Annotated in this window: 21 protein-coding genes and 2 pseudogenes; 9 read left to right on the top strand and 14 right to left on the bottom strand. The window is 58.4% G+C overall.

Annotation, left to right across the window (positions count from 1 at the left end; all coding sequences use genetic code 11):
* Positions 1-88 precede the first annotated feature (88 nt).
* A pseudogene (locus tag IVA79_RS08395) lies at positions 89-331 on the top strand (ATP-binding protein); the annotation flags it as partial.
* 269 nt (positions 332-600) lie between these two features.
* On the opposite strand, the gene IVA79_RS08390 reads toward IVA79_RS08395, so the two are convergent.
* Both IVA79_RS08390 and IVA79_RS08385 read right to left on the bottom strand, forming a co-directional pair.
* The gene (locus tag IVA79_RS08390; RefSeq protein ID WP_247551771.1) at positions 601-4,461 is read right to left on the bottom strand and encodes a hypothetical protein; all 3,861 of its coding nucleotides are present in this window, start codon (positions 4,459-4,461) and stop codon (positions 601-603) included.
* A gap of 109 nt (positions 4,462-4,570) precedes the next feature.
* Positions 4,571-5,935: a hypothetical protein gene (locus tag IVA79_RS08385; RefSeq protein ID WP_247551769.1), complete on the bottom strand. Its 1,365-nt coding sequence runs from the start codon at positions 5,933-5,935 to the stop codon at positions 4,571-4,573.
* A 120-nt stretch (positions 5,936-6,055) separates the two neighbouring features.
* Between IVA79_RS08385 and IVA79_RS08380 the strand changes: the two genes are divergently transcribed.
* Positions 6,056-6,238, top strand: coding sequence for a hypothetical protein (locus tag IVA79_RS08380; RefSeq protein ID WP_247551766.1), 183 nt, complete (start codon positions 6,056-6,058; stop codon positions 6,236-6,238).
* Positions 6,239-6,247: 9 nt separating this feature from the next.
* Here IVA79_RS08380 and IVA79_RS08375 read toward each other — a convergent pair whose 3' ends face one another.
* Genes IVA79_RS08375 through IVA79_RS08365 form a run of 3 tightly spaced genes read right to left on the bottom strand, consistent with a single transcriptional unit; the run spans position 6,248 to position 8,949 of the window.
* Positions 6,248-7,021 (bottom strand): ATP-binding protein, encoded by a 774-nt coding sequence (locus IVA79_RS08375; RefSeq protein ID WP_247551764.1) that lies wholly within the window; start codon positions 7,019-7,021, stop codon positions 6,248-6,250.
* The gene (locus IVA79_RS08370) at positions 7,018-7,191 is read right to left on the bottom strand and encodes a hypothetical protein (RefSeq protein WP_247551762.1); all 174 of its coding nucleotides are present in this window, start codon (positions 7,189-7,191) and stop codon (positions 7,018-7,020) included. Before IVA79_RS08370 ends, IVA79_RS08375 begins: the two co-directional genes overlap by 4 nt.
* A 33-nt stretch (positions 7,192-7,224) precedes the next feature.
* Positions 7,225-8,949 carry a DUF262 domain-containing protein gene (locus IVA79_RS08365; protein ID WP_247551760.1) on the bottom strand — a complete coding sequence of 575 codons (1,725 nt, stop codon included), beginning with the start codon at positions 8,947-8,949 and terminating at the stop codon, positions 7,225-7,227.
* 1,049 nt (positions 8,950-9,998) lie between these two features.
* Between IVA79_RS08365 and IVA79_RS08360 the strand changes: the two genes are divergently transcribed.
* Positions 9,999-10,139 (top strand): hypothetical protein, encoded by a 141-nt coding sequence (locus IVA79_RS08360; RefSeq protein ID WP_247551758.1) that lies wholly within the window; start codon positions 9,999-10,001, stop codon positions 10,137-10,139.
* Positions 10,140-11,749: 1,610 nt separating this feature from the next.
* Here IVA79_RS08360 and IVA79_RS08355 read toward each other — a convergent pair.
* Positions 11,750-13,081, bottom strand: coding sequence for an integrase arm-type DNA-binding domain-containing protein (locus tag IVA79_RS08355; RefSeq protein WP_247551756.1), 1,332 nt, complete (start codon positions 13,079-13,081; stop codon positions 11,750-11,752).
* A 502-nt stretch (positions 13,082-13,583) separates the two neighbouring features.
* The gene (locus IVA79_RS08350; RefSeq protein WP_247551754.1) at positions 13,584-14,501 is read right to left on the bottom strand and encodes a hypothetical protein; all 918 of its coding nucleotides are present in this window, start codon (positions 14,499-14,501) and stop codon (positions 13,584-13,586) included.
* A 477-nt stretch (positions 14,502-14,978) separates the two neighbouring features.
* Between IVA79_RS08350 and IVA79_RS08345 the strand changes: the two genes are divergently transcribed.
* The 3 genes from IVA79_RS08345 to IVA79_RS36910 all read left to right on the top strand — a co-directional run bounded on the left by IVA79_RS08345 (position 14,979) and on the right by IVA79_RS36910 (position 16,941).
* Positions 14,979-15,716 (top strand): hypothetical protein, encoded by a 738-nt coding sequence (locus IVA79_RS08345; protein WP_247551752.1) that lies wholly within the window; start codon positions 14,979-14,981, stop codon positions 15,714-15,716.
* Positions 15,717-16,025: 309 nt separating this feature from the next.
* Positions 16,026-16,343 carry a hypothetical protein gene (locus tag IVA79_RS08340; protein WP_247551750.1) on the top strand — a complete coding sequence of 106 codons (318 nt, stop codon included), beginning with the start codon at positions 16,026-16,028 and terminating at the stop codon, positions 16,341-16,343.
* 298 nt (positions 16,344-16,641) lie between these two features.
* Entirely contained in the window at positions 16,642-16,941 is a 300-nt protein-coding gene (locus tag IVA79_RS36910; protein ID WP_346658159.1) for a hypothetical protein, read from the top strand.
* Between the two features lie 68 nt (positions 16,942-17,009).
* Here IVA79_RS36910 and IVA79_RS08330 read toward each other — a convergent pair whose 3' ends face one another.
* Together IVA79_RS08330 and IVA79_RS08325 are read right to left on the bottom strand one after the other, a co-directional pair.
* The gene (locus tag IVA79_RS08330) at positions 17,010-18,578 is read right to left on the bottom strand and encodes a recombinase family protein (RefSeq protein WP_256465557.1); all 1,569 of its coding nucleotides are present in this window, start codon (positions 18,576-18,578) and stop codon (positions 17,010-17,012) included.
* Positions 18,579-18,608: 30 nt separating this feature from the next.
* On the bottom strand, positions 18,609-18,836 hold the full coding sequence (locus IVA79_RS08325) for a hypothetical protein (protein WP_247551746.1): 228 nt from the start codon (positions 18,834-18,836) through the stop codon (positions 18,609-18,611).
* A gap of 460 nt (positions 18,837-19,296) precedes the next feature.
* Here IVA79_RS08325 and IVA79_RS08320 point away from each other — a divergent pair, with 460 nt between their 5' ends.
* From IVA79_RS08320 to IVA79_RS08310, 3 genes and pseudogenes are all read left to right on the top strand, one after another.
* A complete protein-coding gene (locus IVA79_RS08320; protein ID WP_247551744.1) occupies positions 19,297-19,722 on the top strand; it encodes a hypothetical protein in 426 nt (141 codons plus the stop codon).
* A gap of 29 nt (positions 19,723-19,751) precedes the next feature.
* Positions 19,752-20,472: pseudogene (locus IVA79_RS08315) on the top strand (SOS response-associated peptidase family protein).
* Between the two features lie 127 nt (positions 20,473-20,599).
* Entirely contained in the window at positions 20,600-20,866 is a 267-nt protein-coding gene (locus tag IVA79_RS08310) for a hypothetical protein (protein WP_247551742.1), read from the top strand.
* A 38-nt stretch (positions 20,867-20,904) separates the two neighbouring features.
* Here the strand turns inward: IVA79_RS08310 and IVA79_RS08305 are convergent, their stop codons facing one another.
* The 5 genes from IVA79_RS08305 to IVA79_RS08285 form a co-directional block, all read right to left on the bottom strand.
* The gene (locus IVA79_RS08305) at positions 20,905-21,087 is read right to left on the bottom strand and encodes a DUF3606 domain-containing protein (protein WP_247551740.1); all 183 of its coding nucleotides are present in this window, start codon (positions 21,085-21,087) and stop codon (positions 20,905-20,907) included.
* Between the two features lie 77 nt (positions 21,088-21,164).
* Complete coding sequence (locus IVA79_RS08300) at positions 21,165-21,614, bottom strand: low affinity iron permease family protein (RefSeq protein ID WP_247551783.1); 450 nt, start codon at positions 21,612-21,614, stop codon at positions 21,165-21,167.
* Positions 21,615-21,730: 116 nt separating this feature from the next.
* Positions 21,731-22,099: a trehalase-like domain-containing protein gene (locus tag IVA79_RS08295; RefSeq protein ID WP_346658158.1), complete on the bottom strand. Its 369-nt coding sequence runs from the start codon at positions 22,097-22,099 to the stop codon at positions 21,731-21,733.
* Positions 22,072-22,269 (bottom strand): hypothetical protein, encoded by a 198-nt coding sequence (locus IVA79_RS08290; RefSeq protein ID WP_247551738.1) that lies wholly within the window; start codon positions 22,267-22,269, stop codon positions 22,072-22,074. Before IVA79_RS08290 ends, IVA79_RS08295 begins: the two co-directional genes overlap by 28 nt.
* 40 nt (positions 22,270-22,309) lie before the next feature.
* Positions 22,310-22,528, bottom strand: coding sequence for a hypothetical protein (locus tag IVA79_RS08285; RefSeq protein ID WP_247551736.1), 219 nt, complete (start codon positions 22,526-22,528; stop codon positions 22,310-22,312).

The raw sequence follows: 22,528 nt of genomic DNA, 5'->3' as shown, positions 1-22,528 counted from the left end.
ACCTCAAGCCGGTGCCCGAACAGAAAATGATGCGGGTCAGTGATCGTGACGTGAGACACGACCCGCTCGAGAATAGGGGTACTCTGACGTGTTCGGTGACGCCAAGATGACAACCGCGTTGCTCGACCGACTGACCCATCACTGTGACATCGTGGAAACCGGCAACGATAGCTGGAGGTTTAAAAGCCGAGACGACGATCACGCCACCCGCGCTCGTCTCGCCTCCGCTATCCCGGCCAGCTCCGACGAGACGAGCGCTACCAGCAAAGCCCGCCATGCTAAGGGGTCAAAATTGGACGCCGATGAGGGGTCAAATTTGCAAGCCGATTGACAAGCCTTGCCACGCGTACGGAATTAGCCGCCAAGATGTTACGGGAATGGACCCGCTTAACATGCAATCAGCCTGACTGGTCTGCACCGATCGATTTCACGTTTATGCTTCGAGCTAGTATCTCGCCAGAATGGATCGTCGGCCATGCTCATCCGGAGGCGCTCAAAGACAGCCTTGATTCTCACAACACTTATCGCTCGCCGAGCACCCACTGCGAACACTGCAAACCATATTGAACGCTGCTGGTGGCGCGAGGTTAGCTTCTTCGCTCACTCGAAACGGTTGTTGCGCTGCTTGTCCTCTTCGCGTTCGCTTAACCGCTCCGCGTCAATGGTTTTCTGGAGCCGGTCATTTGCGGCTTTAACAGCGGCCTCCAAAGCTGGCACCGTTGCGCCCTGTAAGGCGTCAAGCAGTTTTTGCCGCTTCTCCAACACGGTCGCAAGCGATCCGCTCCACGACGAGGGATAAAGTCGCCGGACAATCTCGTTCAAGACAAGCGCAGGGTCAGGCGCCCTCTTGAGCAACTCACCAACAAGGGGATGCCATTCAATCGCGGCGTTTTCATCGTCGCCGCTGAATAGGATTGCAACGGAAGCCATAAGCGGATAGCGGAGCACGGGCTCGCGATCGCACCATTCCAGGATACAATCGTCCGTAACGCCGCCAAAAATATTCTGACGATGGCGAGAAAGATTCTGGAAAAAACTTACGCTACGTTTGATCTCGGCTGGAGTACCGGAGAAAAGTTCGTCGAGCACATCGGATGGATGAACCCGCAACAAACCGTTCATGAGATCGTCGTTGTCGTAGGCGCGGACATCGTGCCTTGATGCGGCATCCATCAGCTTACGGCTAAGCCGCCGAGCCACAAGAGCGCCCTCCGGTCCGCTCAGCGTCCCTCTTACCACCATGCCAAGCTCGTGATCGTCCCGGTGCGCGCGGCCCGTTGTACGTCGAAACTCGAAGCGGTCCAGAATTTGCCGGCCCGCCTCGCGAACCTCTGGTGTAGGCGGGCGCTTGGCCGATCCGTCGGAATGAAGGCGCATGGCGATGATTTCCACGGAAACCGGGATGCCGCCCGGCTTGCGCGATATCGCGAGCAACAGATCCCGAAACTCTGGTCCAGGGATGTTTTCGCACGCGCGGCCGTAGGCAAGATTGTTAAATGCTTCAATCGGCGCTTTTCCCAGCTCTAGAGATTTATGCAAGCGACCAAGGGCTGGACCATCGATGTTTACCGACGCCTGCAAGACAGGAAATGACTCGTCGAGCGTTGCGCTGGACAGCACTTCGTCAAGGATGACGTTCCCCAGCGCCTCGTCGCGCTTCAACAGGCCCTGCAAGACCCCGCCGACTAAGGTCAGACGCGCATCTTTCGTGTCACCATATTGCTTGACGACCTCATCCCACAATGCTCGCGGGTTTTCCGAGGCCTCGGCAAGCGCCGCGCCAAACATGCGCTCCTTGTCGTTGCCATTCATAAGCTCCGGCAACAGCGTACGGAACGCGTTTTCGTCCGCAGCGACATCGTGCCCAAGCTCCCGGATCGCCGACGCCGCACGCGCAGCGCGTACCTCGTAGCTTTCTTGTACCTTGCGAGGAGCGGGGACCGTATCTTCCGCGGCAGACTCTTCGTCCCCTTCCTCATCGTCAAAATCTTCGAGATCGAGGGCGCCGCCGCGTTGCCCGCAGACAAGGCCTCGCACCCGGTTAACAAGGTCCTTCGGGCGAAGATATTCCTCCAATTCCGTCAGACGCTTGCGAATCTCCGGCGGCATGGCGCTGCCATCCAGTCGACGCGCTTCTCGCACCGCGACCCATCCGTCGCGCCAGAAGGTTGCGCCGGCAATGTCACGGAAGAGTTGGTCAAGCTGCTCAGCCTGGCCGGAGCGGCTCCAGAGACTGCGAAACTCCTGTGAAACCGCCTTCTTCGCAGCGGGTGCAATCGGGTTATTCGAAAGAGCTACGCTTCGGGCCAATTTCAACGTCGTGTCGAACCACGACCGGACCTCGGCGCCGTTGGCTGGATGATAACCGTGATCCCGCGAACGGGCTCCGAAATCAAAATCATAGCTCGACATGAAATGATCGGTTTTTAGCAGCGACTCCAACGCTGCAACGCCAACCGCACGCTCATTCGCATCGCCGGATGACAGTAGATCTTGCGCGACCTCGATCCGCATATCGATGGGTGCGCGGGTCCCGGATAGAACGATGTAGAACAATGACGCGACGACCCGATTGGCGTCACCATCATTTTCGCTGTCGGGGTTAAGGGCTGCAAACCTTATCAAAACAGCGATGGCGCGCTCAAAGAATCTCTCCTCATACGCCAGCGACCGTAATAGACGCACAAAGTGCTTGCAGCGATTAAGTGTCTCCTCGTCGCCCGACGCGACGGTACGCTCGATTGCCGTTAGAACGGCCTCGGGCGCGACAGGGGCAATGTTTGCGAAGATCGCGCACCCGAGTTCGTTAAGGTCGCTCACGTCGCCGAGAAGACCGCCCGGGGCCAGCCAGCCATCCACAAGGGCCTTTGCCTCCTTGCTGTCATCGAGATAGCCGAGCCGCCTCGAGAACGAACGCAGCAGGCGTTCGGATGCATTATCTACCAGCAGGGACTTTATCCGGGCCGGCGGGATATTTTGAAGCGCCATCTTGGCAAGGCGGTTTGCAATGGCGTGGGGCAGGACCGCGCGCCACTGTGCACGCGCCTGCACAAGATCGCGACGCTGCAGTTCGGCAACGCCGTGGTAGACCTCGTCCGCCGTTTTCCCTATCAGTTGCCCGAGTGTTGGAAGCTCTGCCGTATCGCCGTCAAGCATCTCCCCCTCGAAGGAATAGACCAGCGAGCAAGCTTGCGCGATCAACAACAGCGATGGATCGGGGTCATGGCGCTGCTGGAACAGCCGCTTGAACAGCTCCTCATCGGTCAACTCAGAGACACGCTCGGTCTTTTCGATACGCGAGGCGAGGGCAAGCGCGACGCGCGCATTGCCGTCAGAAAACACGGCGATAGTACGCGCATCGACCTGGGACAAATCCGGATAGCGCCGCGCGACCAACTTCTCGATCAAGTCGGTGGATGAGGTATCAAGGCGAAAGACATCGGTGCCTTCCGGCTGGTCGTCACGAATGTCGTATTCAATCGTCATGACGCTGATGGACGCCCCCTGCGCGCGCGCCACTTCCGAAAGCGTTCGGTGCAGGTCCGGAGGGCAGTTGTCGACCACAAGGATCGCGCGGGTGTTATTGGCGTTCAAGTCCGATGCCAAGCCAACCGGCGGCGGATTGGGCTCGTCAGCGACATTCGTGTAAATCGCAAGGGAGGGATCGAGAGCGGCATCCCCCACCGATTGCTCGAACAAAGCTTCTGCCAAACGGGTCTTGCCCACGCCCGACAGGCCAGCCAGTCGAACCACCCGCCCCGGCCTCGACAACACCTCGCGGATCTTATTGATGCCATCGATCGCGGAGATGCCATCGCCTTCATCTTTGTCGCCGGTGCGAATGCGCGCGTGCTCGTCAAAAAGGTAACTGCTCTCAGCCCCGCCGGGGGCAAGTGACCATGACCCGAACGACTTCCAGCCCGGCACAGCCTTGCCGATATGCTCGCGGACCCACGGGATAACGCCCGCGTGGTCGCGAACCCACGTCGCCATGCGGTCGCGATCGAGGAAGTCCAGGACAAGCTTCCCGGCGGCAGTCGTGCCTACAAGTGCCTCTTCCATCGCGGCCCGGCGGTCGTTCAGGGCGATGTCTGTCACCGACCCCTTGGAGCTGACGATGACATAAGCCCCGTCCATATCGGCCAGCTCGATAATCGAGGGGCGTAGCACCTGTGCCGGCTTGGGCTTCATCTCATGGAGAATGTCGGCTCGCGCCATATCCTGTGCCTTTACCTGAAAACCGGTCTGAGGCTTGGGAATGAAGCCGTTGACGGCCGATCCGGCCGGCGCTGCCACGCGGACATCCAAGCCGCCGTCCTTGGCAGTCTGATTTCCGCCATAAGTCACCGCGGAGACTGAGAGGCCTCCTCGGCGTAGCTCGGCTTCACACAGGCGGCCCACGAGTGTGCGCAGGTCCGTGTCGTTCAAAGCCGCAATATCGTCGCCTGTGATCTCAAACATGGTCCAAAGCTAGGAAGCCGCGCAGGGAAGGTCAAATAGCGAGTAAAGTGCTGTCGTAGTCCACACCCAATTTCTGAAATGACGCCTGGGCAGTACGCCAAACAACAGCTTACTTCCCCTTCGATTTGAGATTCAGGTTCACGCGGCTGCACGAGCAGCGCACGGAATCCGGATGGCCGCGTGGCGTGATATATAGCCACGACTCGCATCCATCGCACCGGAAGCAACCGAGGAGTTCAAGAAAGGCAGCAATCACCGGTTCAAAATCCTTGCGCCCGAAGTTGGCCCACTCGTTGTAGTGAACCGCCTTATTCACGGCCCATTGTTCGACATTGACGGCGCCGTTGCACGTCGAAAGCAACTTCTTCCGCTCCAGAGCGGCATCCTTCTCAGCACTGTTTCCCCATGACTGAGCCGCATCGGCCGCCTTGCCGCACAATTCGCGCAGCCGCACCAGAACGCTCGGCAGGAGTTCACCCAGTTCGTAATTTCCATCCGATTTGAAAATCGGGCTTGCCCCAAGATTGTCCGCCAAACGCCGCGCGACAAACTCCAGGTGCCGGCGAAGCGTCCCTGCCGCCTCAGGCACTTTATTCTTCGCAAGAGCTGCCGCGATATCGTCCCATACTTCTGCATTGGACTCGACGAGGGGCCCCGTTTCCACAGTCCATCCGTGAAACGAGAGCGATGTCTTGCCCGTCACCAGCCCAGCCGATCGCATCTGCTCCGCCCACAATCGGTCATGCGTCGTGATGACGAACTGCGTGTTCGTAAAATGCGTCTTGAGCAGCTTGCAGAACTGGTACCGATGACCTGAGTCAACGGACATCACGACGTCGTCGAGGAGGGCGAGCGTGAATTTGTCTCCCGAGAGACGCTTCATCAAAGCAAGGTATAGGCAAACGCCCATGCCGTCCTGATGCCTCTCACTGTGAAAGGCCGCAGGCGGGAAGAGGCCCCGTTCGTAGAAGTTCACCGAGAAATCCAGCTTGCCAGCGGTCGGCGACAATTTGGCTGTGAATTTCTCCTCATCGCCCTCGTTGATCAGGCGATAGAAGGTGCTGAAGTCTTCCTGCACATCCTGATAGAGCGCATCGAGCTCCTCTTCCATCACGGTGCAGTAAGCATCATAAGCCACTTTCGCAGCTTGGCTTGCAGCCTCGGCGCGCTGCTTCCGTCGCATTGCCTCGCGATAATCATCAAGCCGAAGCTGTGCGGCCGAGAGAAACGTCTGCGCATCCACGGTTGCCGTTTGATCCGGCTTGGACTCCACGGTGGCCACCAGCGATGCAAGGACGTCGGCGAAGTCCTTCGGAGGTCCGGCCCAGCCGGACGTCAGACGCGGCTTCAGGCCAATGATACCCTCCATTTTACCAAGATCAGCCCGCAGCCCTTCGAGTTCCTTACCCCATCCCTCAATCGCCAATCGCGAAGCAGCATGATTCTGGCCAGCCGCGACGCGGTAGCCAGCCACGAGCAGCTCCCGTAGCTTGGCGCACTCGCGGGAAAGATCGCCCGCGGAGGAGAGCATCGCTCCCTGCAACGTCGCAGCTTCCTCCGACTTCGCGAGTTTCGCGGCCAGGTGGCTCCGGAGATGATCTTCGTCGGCCCAGCGGTGATCGCACAGCGGGCAGAGCGGGCCGTCGACAAGGTCAAGTCCGTGCTCGACCAAAGCACGATGATGAAGGGCACTGAGCAGCGATGGATCGGACTCAAGCCGGGAAATGGCTGCGAGGATGGCATCCGCTGCAGGCGTTCCGGCCTTGGGAAGTACTGAAATCCCCTCTCACACCGCGTTGAGGTCCCTGAGCACAGCCTGCTTGTTGAAGTCTGGATCCTTGCCAGGTTCTGACAACCCCTGATCCAGCTTCGTGTCCGCCGCGAGCTTGGCGATCTCAGGCAGGTTTAGCGTTTGGCGCCGGGCATTGACCGAGGTAAGGATTTCTTCGGGCCTGAACTCGCCAATATTGAGATGCCGCGCAAGCGTGTCGCGGCTTGACAATGCCTGGCCCTCAGTGGCCTTCAGTGCGGTCTGCAGCCGATTGTGGGCCGTATTCAGGGCACCGCGAGTTTGCCCGACCGCATCCAGCTTGAGAATTGTCTGGATCTCGTCCGACCGCTTCGTTGGCTCTACCAAAATGAGCCGCAGGATCTCACGGCGAGACAGCGTGATCTCAGGATGCGAGGCGATCTCATCGAATGCCGCCTTGATGGCAGGATCCTTTGGAGTGATTACAGGCTTCTTCGGTGCCGACACCTGGCGCGTGATGGATGCGGCCTTCTTCAGGGACGGAAAATACACCTCCAGCTTGACAAAGGCAGCATCGGGAAACTTCACCTTGTCGACGTGGGGCCCATGCTCGCTGACGGAAAGGTCCTTTGTACCGGGCCCCGTCAACCGGCCGATTTGCCCGGTCAATGCAAATTCAATTGCGTCGATCACGCCGCTTTTGCCCGACCCGTTAGGTCCCGAAATCGCGAACGTTGCCTGGTCAAGCCGGATATCCAGCTTGCGGATACCCCGGACTTCTTCGATATGAGCCGCGACAATCTTGATCATGCGACCTCACCGTCGTCGGACGAAAACAACTGAATGAGATCGTCCGGACGCAGTTTCCCCTCGGCGATCAGCAGACTGTGCAGCGCCTTGATCTTTTCTGCGCTAAGTGACTTTTTGTCGGTCAGCTCCGCAATGAGCTTCTCGACGATATTCTCGTGAATAGTCGACATGGTGCTGTTTAACCGCTTAAGGGACGTTGCTTGTTACGTGACTTCAGGATTCGTTGTTGACGACAAGATATCCCACATCCGCTCAAAACGAAGGTCCCGGAATTCCTTATACGACGCGTTGTCGAAGGCGAGTTTCGACGGATCACCAGCATAGTCGGCTAGGAGGAGGTGCTTGGTGATGTCCATTCCTCCAGCCTTCATTCGGGCAAAATACGCGGCAGGCAGCTCAGCCTTTTTGCGGATGTTGTCAGTCGCTCCCATAAATCGCAGATTACCGAGATGGTTGATATCAGCACTTAAGAAACCCAATTTTGATCGCAGCATGCTCTGCGGATAAATATGATCGACATGAGGATCGTTGCCCTTGAATTTTACATCGAAAGGAGACGCGCCCATCTGGTCGACGTAGACCTGGTTCAAAAGGATAAAGCGCAAGCGCGTTTCATTCATATGCGCGCGCGTTAGCTCTGTCGCCGAGCCGCGCTTCTTGAAATAGTCTTTGATCTCCGTCATCGGGAATCCGCCGGGGCTCGGCTTGCCAACGATCGTGTGGAGCGCGTTCACGACGGTGTCCGTGCCTTGAGAATACCAGCCGAACAACTGCGCCTTGTAGTGATAGGCCTTCAGGAGCGTGCGGGTCGCCTCGTTGGGTTTGGGGTTATGATAGAGGAAGTCGAACAGGGGAATGAAGCTGTTGTAGCTTCGTATCACCTTGTCGGCATAAATCTTCAGGTCGTTCTTGAGGAAATCCCGCAATTCCTGGAAGGCCTGCTCCGCCCTTGCCCAATTCGTATTGATGGCGGACATCAACCCATCGCCATCCGGACCCGTGAATTTTTCGGGGGATGCTTCTGCGCCACGGCCGTGCGCCACGAGCAGACATTTTAGCGGGAAAGTCTTGTCGAATTGCAGATTGGTGCCGTTCAACATCTCGGTCGTCTGCTCGATGACCTCTTCGACGTCGGACCACGCCTCCTTCATGGCTGCGAACATGAGGTCGGACGCATCTAGTTTCGTGCCGCCCGAATTCACCCGGACAAAGATGTCGAGAATCCTGTCATACGGATATTCGTTCGCGACGCCATCGAGCTCCTGAATCCAGAAGTGCTTTTCCTCCCGGAGCAGCGATAGCAACTGGCCGGAATTCCGACGCACACGTTTCTCCCGCTCCTTGGCTTGCGGGGGCGCCTCCCGCTTGTCTGGCGGGGCCGTGGCGTTCAAATTATCCATGGAGGAATTGATGCGGTCGGCTACTTCCTCCGAGTTTCGTTGTCCATCGCGACTTATCGCATCGGCGATGCGGTACCAGGGAAGCTGGAGCGGCTCAGCCGAGAACTGGACGCGGTGCAACAATCCGCGCTCATCCGGGACAATCCCGCTTGTGATGTCGAAATACGCTTCTGCCCTGCGATTGTCGGCGGAAGTGATTGCGCCGCAAAAAAGCGCGTAGAGCGTTTGGAGACGCTGCTGCCCGTCAAGCACGAAGACCTTCTCTACGTCCTTCTTGCTTTTGCCAGGATCGTAAAAATCGCTGAGGTCCGCATCCCATTCGACGCGCTCCATGAATTTGCGCGCCTTGATCTCGTCCTTGGTACGCCAAAATAAAAATGTCTGGATCGGGTAATTGCGCATCAGGCTATCGAACAGCCGCAGCATTTGATCCTCTTCCCAAACAAAAGGGCGCTGGATGTGCGGCAAGAAAATGCTGCGGTTGAGTTCCTCAATTAGCCTAAACAACGAACTCGGCTTATAGCTCACCTGCCCGATCCTCCTCCCGTGGGTTGTCGTATTCAACCCCACATTGTGGACCTCCACCCTCCCGTTGTTCAAGTCCTAGGATGACCAGACATTCTGCGTCTTTGGACTATCAAGGAAAGCGTTGGTTGATGGCCCCGCCTTCCTATCGAGAGCCTGCCCATTACGACCACCCCAATACCGCAAAAGCAGCGCCTCGCGACGCGCGGACATCGGCGATCGGTCGACGGAAAGAACAGCCCATCGATCGGTTTTAACATCGGCGTGGGAAGCTTCACTTCCGAGGCCACTCGGACGGGGCAACGTATCCTGGCGCCACCGCGTCGCATATTCGATCGTCGCGTGCGGCGCGGGAAATAATCAGAGGATCTCACCGGCATCCGCGTCGGGACTGGCTGCGTTCGACAGTCCTCATCACCGTCACCGAAGGAATGGCTAGCCCGTATTCCGTGGAGACACTGAACACCAATGTTCGATGGAGCGCCGCCCCAAAATTCGCGTTTAGAAAGATTATGTTCGTGCCCCTCGTTGGAGATTTGGCACGATCTTGAACCATGGAATTTCCGGTAACGCTTGGGATCGAACGGGAAGGCTAACTCGTCCTCTCGCCCGTGGTCGATCATGATCGACGGATTAGCGAGGACAGCTTGATGGTCACACATGAGCAGCCAGGCCGACGCATGAACAAGCGACCCTTTCGAAGCGTCGTACGAATCCTTCGAAAAAGGATTCCGAATCGCGTGCTGTTTAAAGGATTCGAACCGTCAAGGCTCGGAATCGTATCCACAGAATCGTGCGGGTCGACTCGTTAGGAATCGGCATCGAGTCTGGATTTATCGACGTTTTTGACGAATCACGGCCGAATCGATGATAGGACCTAGGATCGATTCTGTGAGTGGAATCAAGCTGATGGAACGGGACAACAAAATGTACATTGACTCGAAACCAAAGCCATATTTGGTTAGGGGTACACCTAGTCGAGTGATTTGAGACAGCAATGTCTGATTCTTAGATCAGGTGCAATTTCGTCAACCGCTGGAAAGGAGGGAGCCATGAATTGGCTTCTTTGCTGGAAGGTGGTCCTGGCGGCATCGATGACTATCGTGGCGATCAACGCCGGCATGATGGTCTTCGAAACGGCTCGGGGCGTCTACCACGAATGGAAGACACCCCGAGATAATGTCGGCAAGTAGGTCCTCCAGGACCACGCCCCTCAGAGTGTCAGCTCTGGGGGGCACCTGCCGGGGCCAGCATACTATGATTCGCGGGTTTTCCCGTCAATCCGTGCTCACTTTCGGTCACAGGCCCTTGATTCCATTACAACTTTGGTTTCTGGCCTGGTCACGCCACAGCGTGTTTAGCAAGCTTTCCGCGCCAAATACCACGCAATTATCCCCACCAAATCGCACGCTCACGCACACGTGCGGTACACTTCAAACATGGACGAATTCAACGAGCTATTCGCGCTCTCAGACGACCACCTCTCCGAATACGAAAACGGATCGATCACAATCTCCGACAACATCGAATTTTCGATGTCCGAAACTGTCAAACAATCGGCCACTACATTCGATCGAAATACCTAGACGGACGATCCGAACGCTTCCGCAACATCGGAAACTTCATCGTCGATCTCGAATGGCGCGAAGAACATCGATCGCAAAAGCATCGAAGCACACGCCACCAACGGAGATTACATCTTCTCACTTGCCGTCGAAAAAGAGCTTCACCAGTGGATGAAGGATAATAACTTCGGAGCCACGATCGACGACTTCCAGCGCAAGAGAGCAAATACGGCTCCGTGCTGATGAAGAAAACCGAAACGCCAGACGAGCTGCTCATTGAGCCGGTCAAATGGTCACCTGTGCAGGCACCTGCAAACAATACGTCCACTAAAGTTGCCGACGTCCTTCCAGCCGGGCAGCAGTAGCTATCTGACTTCGATTTCTCCGGCGATTACGTGCGCCGTATGCACACCTAAGAAGGAGCGAGCGCCGAAGGAGCGCGCAGTGTAGTGCATACTAGAGGTATTATCAGTTAGGTCACGATCAACGGAGTGAAGGTCGGCTCAGGCCTGGGTATCGGCTTTACCGCGGTCGGAATGACCACGACCGATGACGTTGACAAGACTACCTATGCCTTACTCCCCTCATCCACGTAACGATCGTCACGCTCACCAACGCGGACATTAAGGCACTTCGCGCTACGCCGAAGACCTTGGTTGCCGCTCCCGGTTTAGGCAAGGTTCTGGAGTTCATCTCCGCTCAGCTTAAGCTGGTAGCGGGTGCAAACGTGCTCACGGAGTCAACCGCGAACCTCGCGGTCAAGTACACCAACGGCTCGGGCGCACGAGCCCCCATCACCTCTCGGCAAATGGATGCAATTCGTCCTTTTTGCACGCCACAGCTACCCGGCAGCTATGCTTAAGCTCTAGATCTCTTTGTTCCTGAAGAAGCCTGCGCTTCTATTGCCTCAGCGGGTCACGGTTCGGGCGCAGGCATGGGCGGGAAGACTCCGATCGAGGTATTAGGGTTGCCAGACGGTGGCAAGAAGCTGCACGCTACGAAGCGGCCACGCAAAAACCGTGGCATGCCGCCGCCCGCGACGTTCGATATCGATACGCTGCCCGGTAGCTCCAATTTGACGGCATTAGAGACGGCCGCGGTCATCCGGCGCACGCCTGGCGCGCTGGAGCAGTGGCGGCGCGATCCAAACCACCCGCTGAAATGGCGCTACGTCGATGGCCGGCCACTCTATCGTGTCGACGCGGTGCGCGACTACCTGGCCCAGTGCGACAAGACCACTAAGGCGCCTCAGCCGCATAATGCTCACGGAGACGGCCGAGGAGCTCTGCCTTGATCGGGTCAAGTGGATTCGTCCGCTGAAGGCGCACGATTTTGCCGACCCGTTTCGCGCCGACCAACTCCGCAATGTAGTCGTGAGCAGCTTCAAAGGCCATCTTGCGGATGATCCACTGTTCGTCGTGATTGTAGACCTGATCGATTCCGCTGGGCTTTTGCCCAACACATAGACGCTGGATTTCGTTGTCGTAGCCACAGCGTGACATGATGGTACGCAAGCTGCGCCTTAAGTCGTGCATGGTGAACTTGGCGACGCTCGCTTCCTTGACCAGGCGGTTGACCATCTTGGTGAAGCCGGACATCTGGCCGCCGGTCTTTGGCGACGGGAAGACATAGTCGGAGGTTGCCCGCTGGAAATGTTTCGCGGCCGTGAGCACCTCGTCAACCAGGTGAGTGCGCGGCACATCGTGGTGCAGTCCCATCTTGGTCCACGCCGCATCGAAGGTGATCCGGTCGTCCATGATGTGCTTTCGCCACTCGATCATGGTAGGCTCGCTGCGGCGCGGGCCGCCAAGCAGGCACATGCGTGCCAGGAGACCGAAAGCCCCGAGCTTGCCTGATGCATCCCAGACCTTGATGATTTCCTCATCGGTCAGAGCGCGCCCCTTCGTTCGGCGTCCGACCCTTTGCGCCCGGGTTTCCTTGGGCGCGCGATAGCCGGCGAGCACGTTGTGCTCGACATAGCCCTCGCCGACACACCATTCGAGAAAGGTATGCACGTGCTTGCGCAAGTCCTTGGCTGCACCGCGCTTGCCGGTCTTGGCAATCTTGTCCACCGCAGCCATGATCTGCCGTCGCGTTAGGTCCCCTACGCCGGTCTCGGCGTGATCCTTGAGCCCGCGCCGCAGCGCCGACATTGCTGGCTTCCAGTTGACGACTTGACGTTCGGTCAAGGACATCTGGTAGGGACCATCTTCAACAATGAGGGCCGCGAGCGTGGTGCGCTGCTTCTCGGCTGCTTGTTGCCGCCTCGCCTCGCGCTTCGGGTCGTTCGGGTCCAAGCCCTTGACGACCTCGCCTGCGGCGATGGTGGCGGCCTTGCGCGCGGCCTTCTCACTATATTTGGGCCACGCGCCGAGGGTCTTGCGCTGGGTCCCCCTCACCCCCGGCTTGGTGAAGAGGTAGACCCAGGTCCGGCCGCCGGTGGCGCGCATGCGCAAGGCCAAGCCGGGCAGCTTGTCGTCGTGGAGATAATGCTGCGACTTACCGGGCGGCAGCGTTGCGTTGCGGATCACCGTATCAGTGAGTGTCAGATGGTTGGCCGGCTCCGTCATGATTCATTCCCTCTCTCTGTACCCGGTGTGCCCCCCAAGAAGGCGTTCAGCCCTCGAACAGAACCGGGCCTCAGACCTTCTCCTTGTTGTGTGCCCGCGCAGGGAGGATCCACAGACCCAAACAGAACCGAGTCTCAGACCTCCCCCGTTTTTTGTGCCCCAAGGGAAAACCCAGGGCGGGCACAACGGGGGCATACAAAATGTAGTAAGGTCACCTATGGGCTCTTATGGCCAAGTATGGCCATAACCACCATCAAATAAAGGAATTTCTACATTCCAACTATGGCTGGATTTGGTTGACTGGGATCTACCGATTGTGGTTCACACGGGAGAGGTCCAAGGTTCGATCCCTTGTGCGCCCACCATCAAAACCACTGATAACAAAGCATTTTTGTCGACTGCGTACTCGCGCCTATTCGGCAGGTGCAGGCACGAAAAAGCAGAACTAAGCAGCAACAAGCGGGGAAAGGTTGGGGAATTTGTTCTCGCCGTGTTCTGGCTTTTACAGCAGCCTCATCTCACCCTCTTCGTCCCACTCGAGATCGCAAAGCACCTCAGCTTCGATTGACGTCTCACCGTTGAAGTTCTTGGCGTGCTCAACAAGCATGCTCCGCGCCGTCTCCTCGGCCTCTGCCTTTGAGCTGCATTGCTTGTGAAATGTGGCCGTCGTCTCTGCCGTTCGCCGAGTCGAGTCCCAACGCATGATGGTTAGAACCGCGTACCACGTGCCCTTGCCGTTACGCCGGCGGGCTTGGATCTCGCGGTAGCGATCGGCGAGTTGCACAACACCCATCCAAATTGGGCGGCTTGTATCTCCCTTGGAGATTTCATAGGCCTCAAAGGAAAACCCCTTGAGGTCGGCTTCGCTTAGCCAGCGCAGCTTGTTGTCGATGCTAGTGATCCGGCCTTGCACCTCCTGTATGGCTTCCTTCGCTTCATACGTCACCCTCGGAGGCTTAGGGGCGGCTCCCTTGGCCCGTTCGATCCTGGGCTGACCGGCTTTTTTTCGCTGCCAGATGTCGTCCGCAATAGCGTCCAAATCGTCCTTGGATAGAGTCCACCGGTTCTCCCGCTCCCACTTCTCACGATTAAGCTTGGGAGTAAGGTCAACGATCGTTGTCTGTGGCTGTTTAAGCGCCCGATCAAGCGCCATTCCCGTCTCGAGCGCCGCGAACCCCGATGCCACCAGGTCCTTGTGCACCTGCCCGTTCTCGTCGAACGTCAGATAGCTTCCTTGTGTCCTCTCAATGCGGACCGGCTTCTTTCCATCGTTTTCGAGGATGACATCAGCGACCCTCTGCCTCGTGCCGGCATATTGCGGCATAGCATCTTTGCCGCGGATCAACCCCATCATCACGCGCTGCGAGATCACCTGAAGCCCATCCTCAGCGAAAAGGTAGAACCGAATTGAAAGACCCATGCCAGCCGCCTCGCCCGATCGAGCAGACATGTTTCTGCACATTGGCGAACTGGGCAACTACTAAGAGGTGGGAGATTTCCGACCGCCGACGGCGGGCCCCGCATCGAAAGCGTTTGCACTCCGGCTGGCACGCTCCTTGCGGAGCCAGCCAATCTCCGTCGGTCTTGGCAGGGAGCCGTTTCACGATGAAACAGAAATCTCGAGTCCTTAAGCCGCGCAAGCCCACTGTGGCACACATGGTCTCCGATCTGGTGAGATTGCTTAAAGCAATGGAGGACGTTGAGCAGCTCAGAGAGAAGGTGCGGCTCGCTGAGAACAGCCAGAAGCCGGATTAACCGGAATCCGCGTATCGCGAGACCGCTCTTACGCCCTCTCACCGGTCGTGCTTCATCCGTATTTTTATCGATCCAGCGAAGGCCCTATTGATCTCGCGCGCTGGTTGAGCTTGCATATCTCCTTCCGATGGGGGATTTCAGCATGCGCATTTTGGTAATCGTGGCGGCCTGCGCCACGTTGGCTGGCTGCATGACGGCCGGCGAGACTGTTTCGTTCAAAACGTCCAACCCACAGCAGCAAGCTCTGATGAGGGACGGGCAACCTGCCCTCGTCTCTCGACAGAAAAGCTCTGTGATCCTCGTTCGGCCGGCTGCCCGTCAGCTACAAGCGAACGGCCGGCCAGTCTTCGTGGTCGGCATCAACAATCTGAGCCGACAGCCTGTCGAGTTTCGAGTCGGGCAAGTGGAAGCGGTGCAGCACGCCGCTGGTTCGGACTTCGAAATGAAGATTGTCACGTACGAGATGCTGGTTCAGGAGGAAAAAAACCGGCAGGTCTCGGCCGCGCTCCTCACGGGGGTCGCGGCCGGTGCAAACGCATACAGCGCCTCGCGAGCCGGCTACGGCAGCTACACGACGCCGAGCGGACGAACCGGCACGTTCTACAGCCCGACGGCCGCGGCAATTGCGCAAGGCAACGCGACCGCTCAGAACGAAGCGATGATTTCTGCCACGATCGAAACAGGCCAACGCAATATGGCAGTTCTCGAGCAGGCGGTGATCAAAGACAATACGCTCCTGCCTGGCGAATGGTACGGAGGCCAACTGCACCTTGCGCCGCCGACGGATCAAGGCGGAGCTCAGAAGAGCTACACAATAGTGATCACCGTTGGTCCTGACCGCCATGTCATTGACGTCGCTCAAGGGCCGCCCGGAGTTTAGCAATGAACGTGTTCCGGCGAAAGGCGCGTACTGAGCGGTGGCACCAAGCTCTCTCGATCATCGTTGCAGCGGCGTTCGTGATTTGCGCGTCTGTCAAGACCGCCCACGCTGATTGCAGCAGCGCAATTTCCTCGTACAACTCCGCATTGAGCGACATCGAAAGTTACCTAAGGCGATACACTCGATGCCTGAGCTCGAGTGACGGGGCAGACGACTGCTCTTCTGAGTTTCGCCGGTTGCGCTCCGCGCAAAATGACTTCGAAAGCGCAGTGTCGGATTACCAGGCGTATTGCCGAAGGTGAACGAGTGTTGGCATTGCTCGCCAACTCGGCAGTCGACTACGAGGTGCGCTCCGCCATGATGGTCACTGACGTCCAAGATCAGGCGATAGCTGCTCGTATGGCCTTGATCGTTGGGGCGGACCGGTTCGACCGACTGTTCAGGGCAGTCCGGTTCGACGAAGTGGACGGCGATATCCTTTACGTCTACGCGCAGGACGAGGACGCAGCAGCTAAGATGGAAGACGAGTTTGCGCTGCACATTTCGATCGTTGCCGCGAAGGTCCTCGAGCGCGAAATCAATGGGGTGCTCGTGCTTCCGCGGCAGCTTATGAAATCGGAACGATAGCTGTCTAGGACGGCCTAGAGCATTGCCGGCCATGGAGTGCGCTACTCGGCGGCCGCTGCCGACGGTAACGGGCTCTGGAGGTGGCGTCGACCATTCGAATGTCCGTGAGACAGCCGAAAACCCAGTAGGAGCGATGGGGCTTCTGTTCTCAGGCGTAGTCGGCGTTCTCAAGCGCTACACTTTCATCCTTTTTAGCTCTCCGCGCCCCACAGTCTTCCTAACGTGGCTAATTGTGCCGGGTATCGTCTACGCATGGCGCCGGGGCCACAGGAGGATCGCTTGTCAGGCCACCCTTTTAATGTTTGCCGCACTCACAATTGATGCTCTTGGCGTTCGTCGTGGCCTGAAGGTCGAGTACTTCGTATTTACTGATCCGTTGATCATTATTGCTGGAATGTTGTTGATGGCCCGGATCGAGTTCGTGCGCTTCCATCGGGCAACGTACCCAATAGGGGCGACGCTGATTGCCTTGCACGTCGTTGTAGGCCAGGCGGAACCTATCAAGATGCTCATTAAGCGCAGCGGGCCAGAAAGTATTTGTGAGTGGCGCCACGATCACTTGTCGCGCCTCGACCTCCCTTGGTGTACGAAGGGATAGGCTTGCCTAAAGGGGCTCGCCCACTCGGGTTCGCCGACCCACAACGCGCGGTAGTAGTTCGCCCGTACTTAACGATTCAGTTCGCGCTTCAACGCGCGAATCAAATCGGTCGAGCGTTTAAACTTGTTCCGATAACGTTTTCCCACGACAGCCTCGGTCACTATCAACGGCCGCTCCGGAATGCGGTCTCTCGACGTCAGGATATAGTCGACAGCCGCCTTATTCTGCTGATCCAGCCTGACCACAACGGCGATACCGGAATGCTGCTTGGAGCTACGACGTAGCGTCCAGACCCGACAGTGCCGTTGGGGATGCTGCCAGCAGCGGGCGACGCGCAATGAAATGAAGGACCCATCCTTCACGGCCAGGCAACCTCCCGCTCGCTCAGGAATGAGACCGGGGCCCACGTTAGGCACGCCAGCAGCAATCGCCGCAGCGAGTTGCTGGATGAGACTCACGCGGTGGTCGCGCGTATCGATATAGCTGTAGTCTTCGGGAGGAACGAAACCGATCAGCGCATACGCTTTGCGAAGGCTGCCGAACCTGCGTTCATATATTGACGCGCAGGGCACACCCTTCGCCCGATTGATCGCATCGGCAGACAAAGTGCCTAGCCGGAGCTGAAGAACGCGCAACTTCTTGAGCAACATATCGGACGACAGCTGCTGTCGCACTCGACGCTCGATGATCCGCTGAGCGTCATCGAACACCTTGCGATGTACAATTGGCTCAAGGGCGCCCTCTTTGCGGATCCACTTGGCCTTGCCGTTGATGACGCGACGCTGCCGCAGGTAGCTCGATGTCCGATAATAGACAGCGTTGCCGATGTAGTTTTCATTGCGAAGCATGCGGCCGATCATCTGGAGATCCCACGGGACGCCGCAATGATTGACGATGCCTCTTGCGTTAAGCTCGCGGGCGATGTCGGTTTCCCCTTTTCCGCCAACGAAGCTTTCGAATATCCACCGCACGATCGCGATTTCATCGGGGGACCCGGCTCGCAGCAAGACTCTGTCGGTGTGCAATGCCTTCTGCTCGCCAGGCTGGAGAAAGCCCCTCGATTTGCCCGTTGCATCGACCAGTTCTCTGCGCAGTGCAAAACCCGGCCGACCACCCACCCGATAGCCGAGCCCTACGATCCGGCAATGTCCTGCAAAAACTTTTGCTGACTTGTCGCGGCTGTCCTCGGCCGCCATCAGGCGTTTCATGCTTTTCCAAAGGCCGGACATCGGGCTTCCATCGTTTTCGAAGATTTCAGCGCAATAGATCACCTTCACGCCGGCCAGCTTGCAGATAAACTCGTAGTAGGCGCTTTCATCCGTGTCCTGGAACCGTCCCCAGCGGCTGACGTCCCGCACCAGGATGTTGGCGAAGTCAGCGGCTCCCGATTGCACGTCATTGAGCAAATCGATAAGACCCTGGCGATTTTTGATCCTCAGCCCGCTAATGCCTTCATCCATATACGTGTGCACGATCTCGAGCCGGTGCTCCGTCGCGTAGCTCGCGATCAAGGCCATCTGATTTGCGATCGAGTATTGTTGTCGATCTGTCGACATTCGGATGTATTGTGCTGCCCGGAGCTCATTCTCGCGTCGTCGGAGCAACCTGGCATTCTGGACAGTGAGCGCAGTTCCCATGGAACGCCCCTACCGTTGGCCACGTCCAGCCTATCCCAGCCATTCTGAAAGCCAAGATGAACTGTGCTTTCCGATCCAGCCCAGCGCAAGCGAACCTACGATTGACGCCAACGCGGACCAAAGCCAGGATCGTCCACGCGCGGCGCTGATCGAACGGAGATATAGAAAGGCACCGAGTACCGGGCCGTAATTCCGTTTGAAATCCCCGTTGAGCTTGGCGATCTTGGAGAGATCGGAAGTCTCGACTTCGTCGGCCATTGCGCTGGTCCTCTCTTCGTTAGAGCCAGCGCTCTATAAACGCCTGTTTTGCCCGACGGAGCAAGTTGCATTTTCTCAATTCCGAATTATTTCCGTTAGTGTCGCGAGCCCTTAGAGTGGTCGCCAACGAACGCCCGCTTGGATCTGCAACAGCCGGGCGGGTGCTTTACCCCGCTATTTCTCTGTGTTGCGGGGGCGATCTGCTTATGGTCGTATTACGATATGAAAATAAAAAGCGAGTCCCACCCCTCCATGCTTCGCGCAACTGCAGCCCTGATAGGGTTAATCGCTATTTGGCTTTCTATAGGGATTGCCGTCACTGTCATTTGGCCAAAGTTGCATTGGTGACATCGCGTCAAATGGTGCGGTTCGCACTTGACCAACCTTTTGGCGCGATATGACGGCAGGTCTCTAGGGCTAGCGGCTTGCCTCTCGCCAGGTTCGCCGGAATCAATCTCGCATGAGCACCAAGTCGCGAGAGGTCATCTGGGGCGGCCGGATCATGGGCGCGAAGATCCATGCTGAGGGAGCCCGCGAGCGTGCCCAGCAGGCCATCCGTGAGGCAGACCGGGCAGAAGCCGAGGCCTGGTCGGTTCGCATGGAGGGTTACGGCGGCCCTGCCCAGCCCTCTCCGACGATCGGTCAATGCCTGAATGGCGGACTTGCATGGCTAGAGGTCGAGTGCGCCCGCTGCAAGACGCGAGCAAGCCTGCCGCTGGACGCGATCCGCCGGCGTCGGGACACCCCCCTTTGGAAGCTGGAAGCTTCTCTTAAGTGCCGATCATGTCGCACCACTCGCTACGCGCCGCCCGCCCGGATGATCAAGCTAACCGAGACAAGGCAGATCACCCCCTATAAGTGGGTGCACCCGACTGAGGAGCGTTAGGTCGGGCTAGGAACTCAGATCAGTGGAACATGTGCAATCTATATTCGATCACCACGACCAGGCCGCTATCAGCGCGCTATTCCGCGTCGTCAACAGGTACGTCGGCAACCTCGCGCCGATGCCCGGTGTCTTCCCTGACTACAAGGCGCCGATCGTCCGGACCGGCGCCGGTGGCCGCCAGCTCGCGACCGCGCGCTGGGGCATGCCGTCCTCATCCAAAGCGCTCATGGACGCGACTAGAAGCGGGCCGAGAAACTGCAGGCCAAGGGTAAGACGGTGGACTTCAAAGAATTGCTTCTGATGGAGCCGGATTCCGGAACGACCAACATCCGGAACGTGAAATCGAAGCATTGGACGCGTTGGCTGGGTCTGGAGCACCGTTGCGTGGTGCCGTTCAATAGCTTCAGCGAGTTCAACAAGGCCGAAGGCGGAGACATCTGGTTCGCACTAGATGAGACCCGGCCTCTCGCATGCTTCGGCGGCATCTGGACGAACTGGACATCCGTTCGGAAGGTCAAGGAAGGCGAGACAACAAACGACCTCTATGCGTTCCTGACGACCGAGGCGAACGCCGAGGTTGGCTCCATCCATCCAAAAGCGATGCCAGTAATCCTGACAATGCTCGACGAGGTCGAAACGTGGATGACCGCGCCCACGGAGGAAGCGTTGAAGCTGCAGCGGCCCCTTCCGGACGGGACGCTGCGCATCGTGGCCCGCGGGATGAAGGAAGACCCGGCATCCGGAACGTAGCGTTCTGCACAGGCACTTGGAACAAGTGGACAAGCCGAAGCCCTGACGATTGCGAATCCCTGCCCGTGCTAACCGTCCGGAACGAGCGAGAGGGCGAAAGGATTCTTCTCCGCAGGAGCGATCTTCTATGCTGATGACGAGGGAACGACGGCCGGCGAGCCGGACGCTGCACGGCTGGGCAATCAGCGTGCTGCAGGAAGCCGGAGCCATCCACGAATGCGAGGAGCACGGGTGGGCCAAAGACCGCTCCGATCCGCATGCGCGCGAACGGGCCTTGGAGATCGCCAGGCAGGAGCCGCCGGACGGAGTCTCTCCGGAAGAGGCGGCAGCGGAGGTCAAGGGCGTGCTGGATTCGATCGGAGACACCTGCCCCGAGTGCTCGCCGGAAAATTAGCCGGCGCGCCGCGCAGTACAACGGCGCGCGGTTAGTGACTACCGGCCGAGGCGCTTCTCGACCCGTTTACGGCTGGTGCCGACCTTCTTGACCGCTTTCTTAACGGCCGGGGCGGACCGCCCGGTCTTTTTCGATTCGTAGCTCACTTCGTAGTCCTGCCCGCCGGCCACGCGCGCCCGGTCCTGCTTGCGTCCGCGTGCCGTCTTCTTCGCTGCCGCCATCGGCTCCTCCTGTTCGTGTGTCGGATCAACGCAGCAAAGGATTCCGGGGTTCCGGAATAGCGGATGGCGGAAGCAGATTAGTCCGTCGCGGCTCTCCGGCCTCTGCCGGCCGTCACCGTCTTGCGCTCGACAACATCTTCGGCGACAGCTTTCGCGCGTTCTTCACAGCGCGCGCGCAGATCCTCCAGCTCGTCCGCGGTCAGGTGCTCGATTCCTACAAAACTGTTCTGGACGATGCCCGTCCGGATCAATTCATCCAGCTTCACCTGGATCGCGGCACTGTCGCGGTTCTGCGAGTTCTGGATCAGGAAGACCATCAGGAACGTCACGATGGTCGTGCCGGTGTTGATGACCAGTTGCCAAGTGTCGGAAAACCGGAACAGCGGTCCCGTGACCGCCCAGATGACGATGACCGCGCAGGCCAGAACAAAGGTCGACGCTCGGCCGGCCGCCTGGGAGGCCTTGTTGGCGATCGATGCAAACAGTCGCCGGTGGCGGCGGTCGCTCTCCTGATGGCTCTGCAGCATAGCACTCCTCCTTTCCGAACGACTCCCGATTAGCCACCGGTCGCGAATCCTGGGTAGAGGCTCATCCCTCCGTCGACGAAACCAGCCAGGCCACCGCCTGCGCGATGTCATCCGGTTCACCCACGGCACGGAGACGCCGTGGTCGAAGCGCGCGACCAATTCGCTCCGCATCTCGACCCGGCCACCGAGTCCTTCGACGATCCGAACGAGGCGATGGGCGGCATGAAGTCCGTGACACGAACGCTGCCGCCGACGGTTCTGAATGTCGTCTCCAGGATCAACGTGCCAAGCCGGTAGCGGCGCTCGGCTGAGCTCGACCCCACGGGCGCGCCGCGCCAAAAGCCGTTGTTTTCGGATCCGAGCAGCCTTGCGAAGCAACTGTCGGAGTCGAATCGAGGCAGGCAAAGCCAGTCGATGGAGTCGAGCCCCACCAGTGCTGCGGTCTCGCAGTCGCCAATCAGTGCGTAGTCTTCGATTCGGGCCATAAGGAAACTACTGCGGGACGGTAGATGCTGCCTCCCGACTCCAGCCGGGTCAGGAGCGCATCGATTTCCTCCAGTTCGCGCTCGACCGCGGCAAACCGTGCGGGCCCAGCTTCCTGACGTCGATCGAGCAGCTCCCGCTTACGTTCGAGAATTTCGGCGACACCGCGCATAGTCGGCTCCGAAGCGTCGCCCCCGGAATGTATTTCCGGCTCAATGCTTCTTGCCCTCCAATGTTCCTTGGGCGCCGCTCGGAGGGCCATCCTGCTGCTCGTGCAGCGCCCGCTCAAGCTCCGCGGCGAGGGTATTGAAGTGGTCCGCCAACCGGGTGAACAGCTCGCGCTTCTTCGGATCAGTCGCCAGGTCGCTGATCATTTCGCATTCCGCGGTCTGGACCTGCAGCTTCTCCAGATGCGCTCGGATGTCCTTCAT

Origin of the sequence: Bradyrhizobium sp. 138 (assembly GCF_023074075.1) — a bacterium.
In the GTDB taxonomy this organism is placed as follows: Bacteria; Pseudomonadota; Alphaproteobacteria; order Rhizobiales; family Xanthobacteraceae; genus Bradyrhizobium.
Note: the sequence above shows the minus strand (reverse complement) of the source record. Positions and strands in the feature narration are given on the sequence as shown.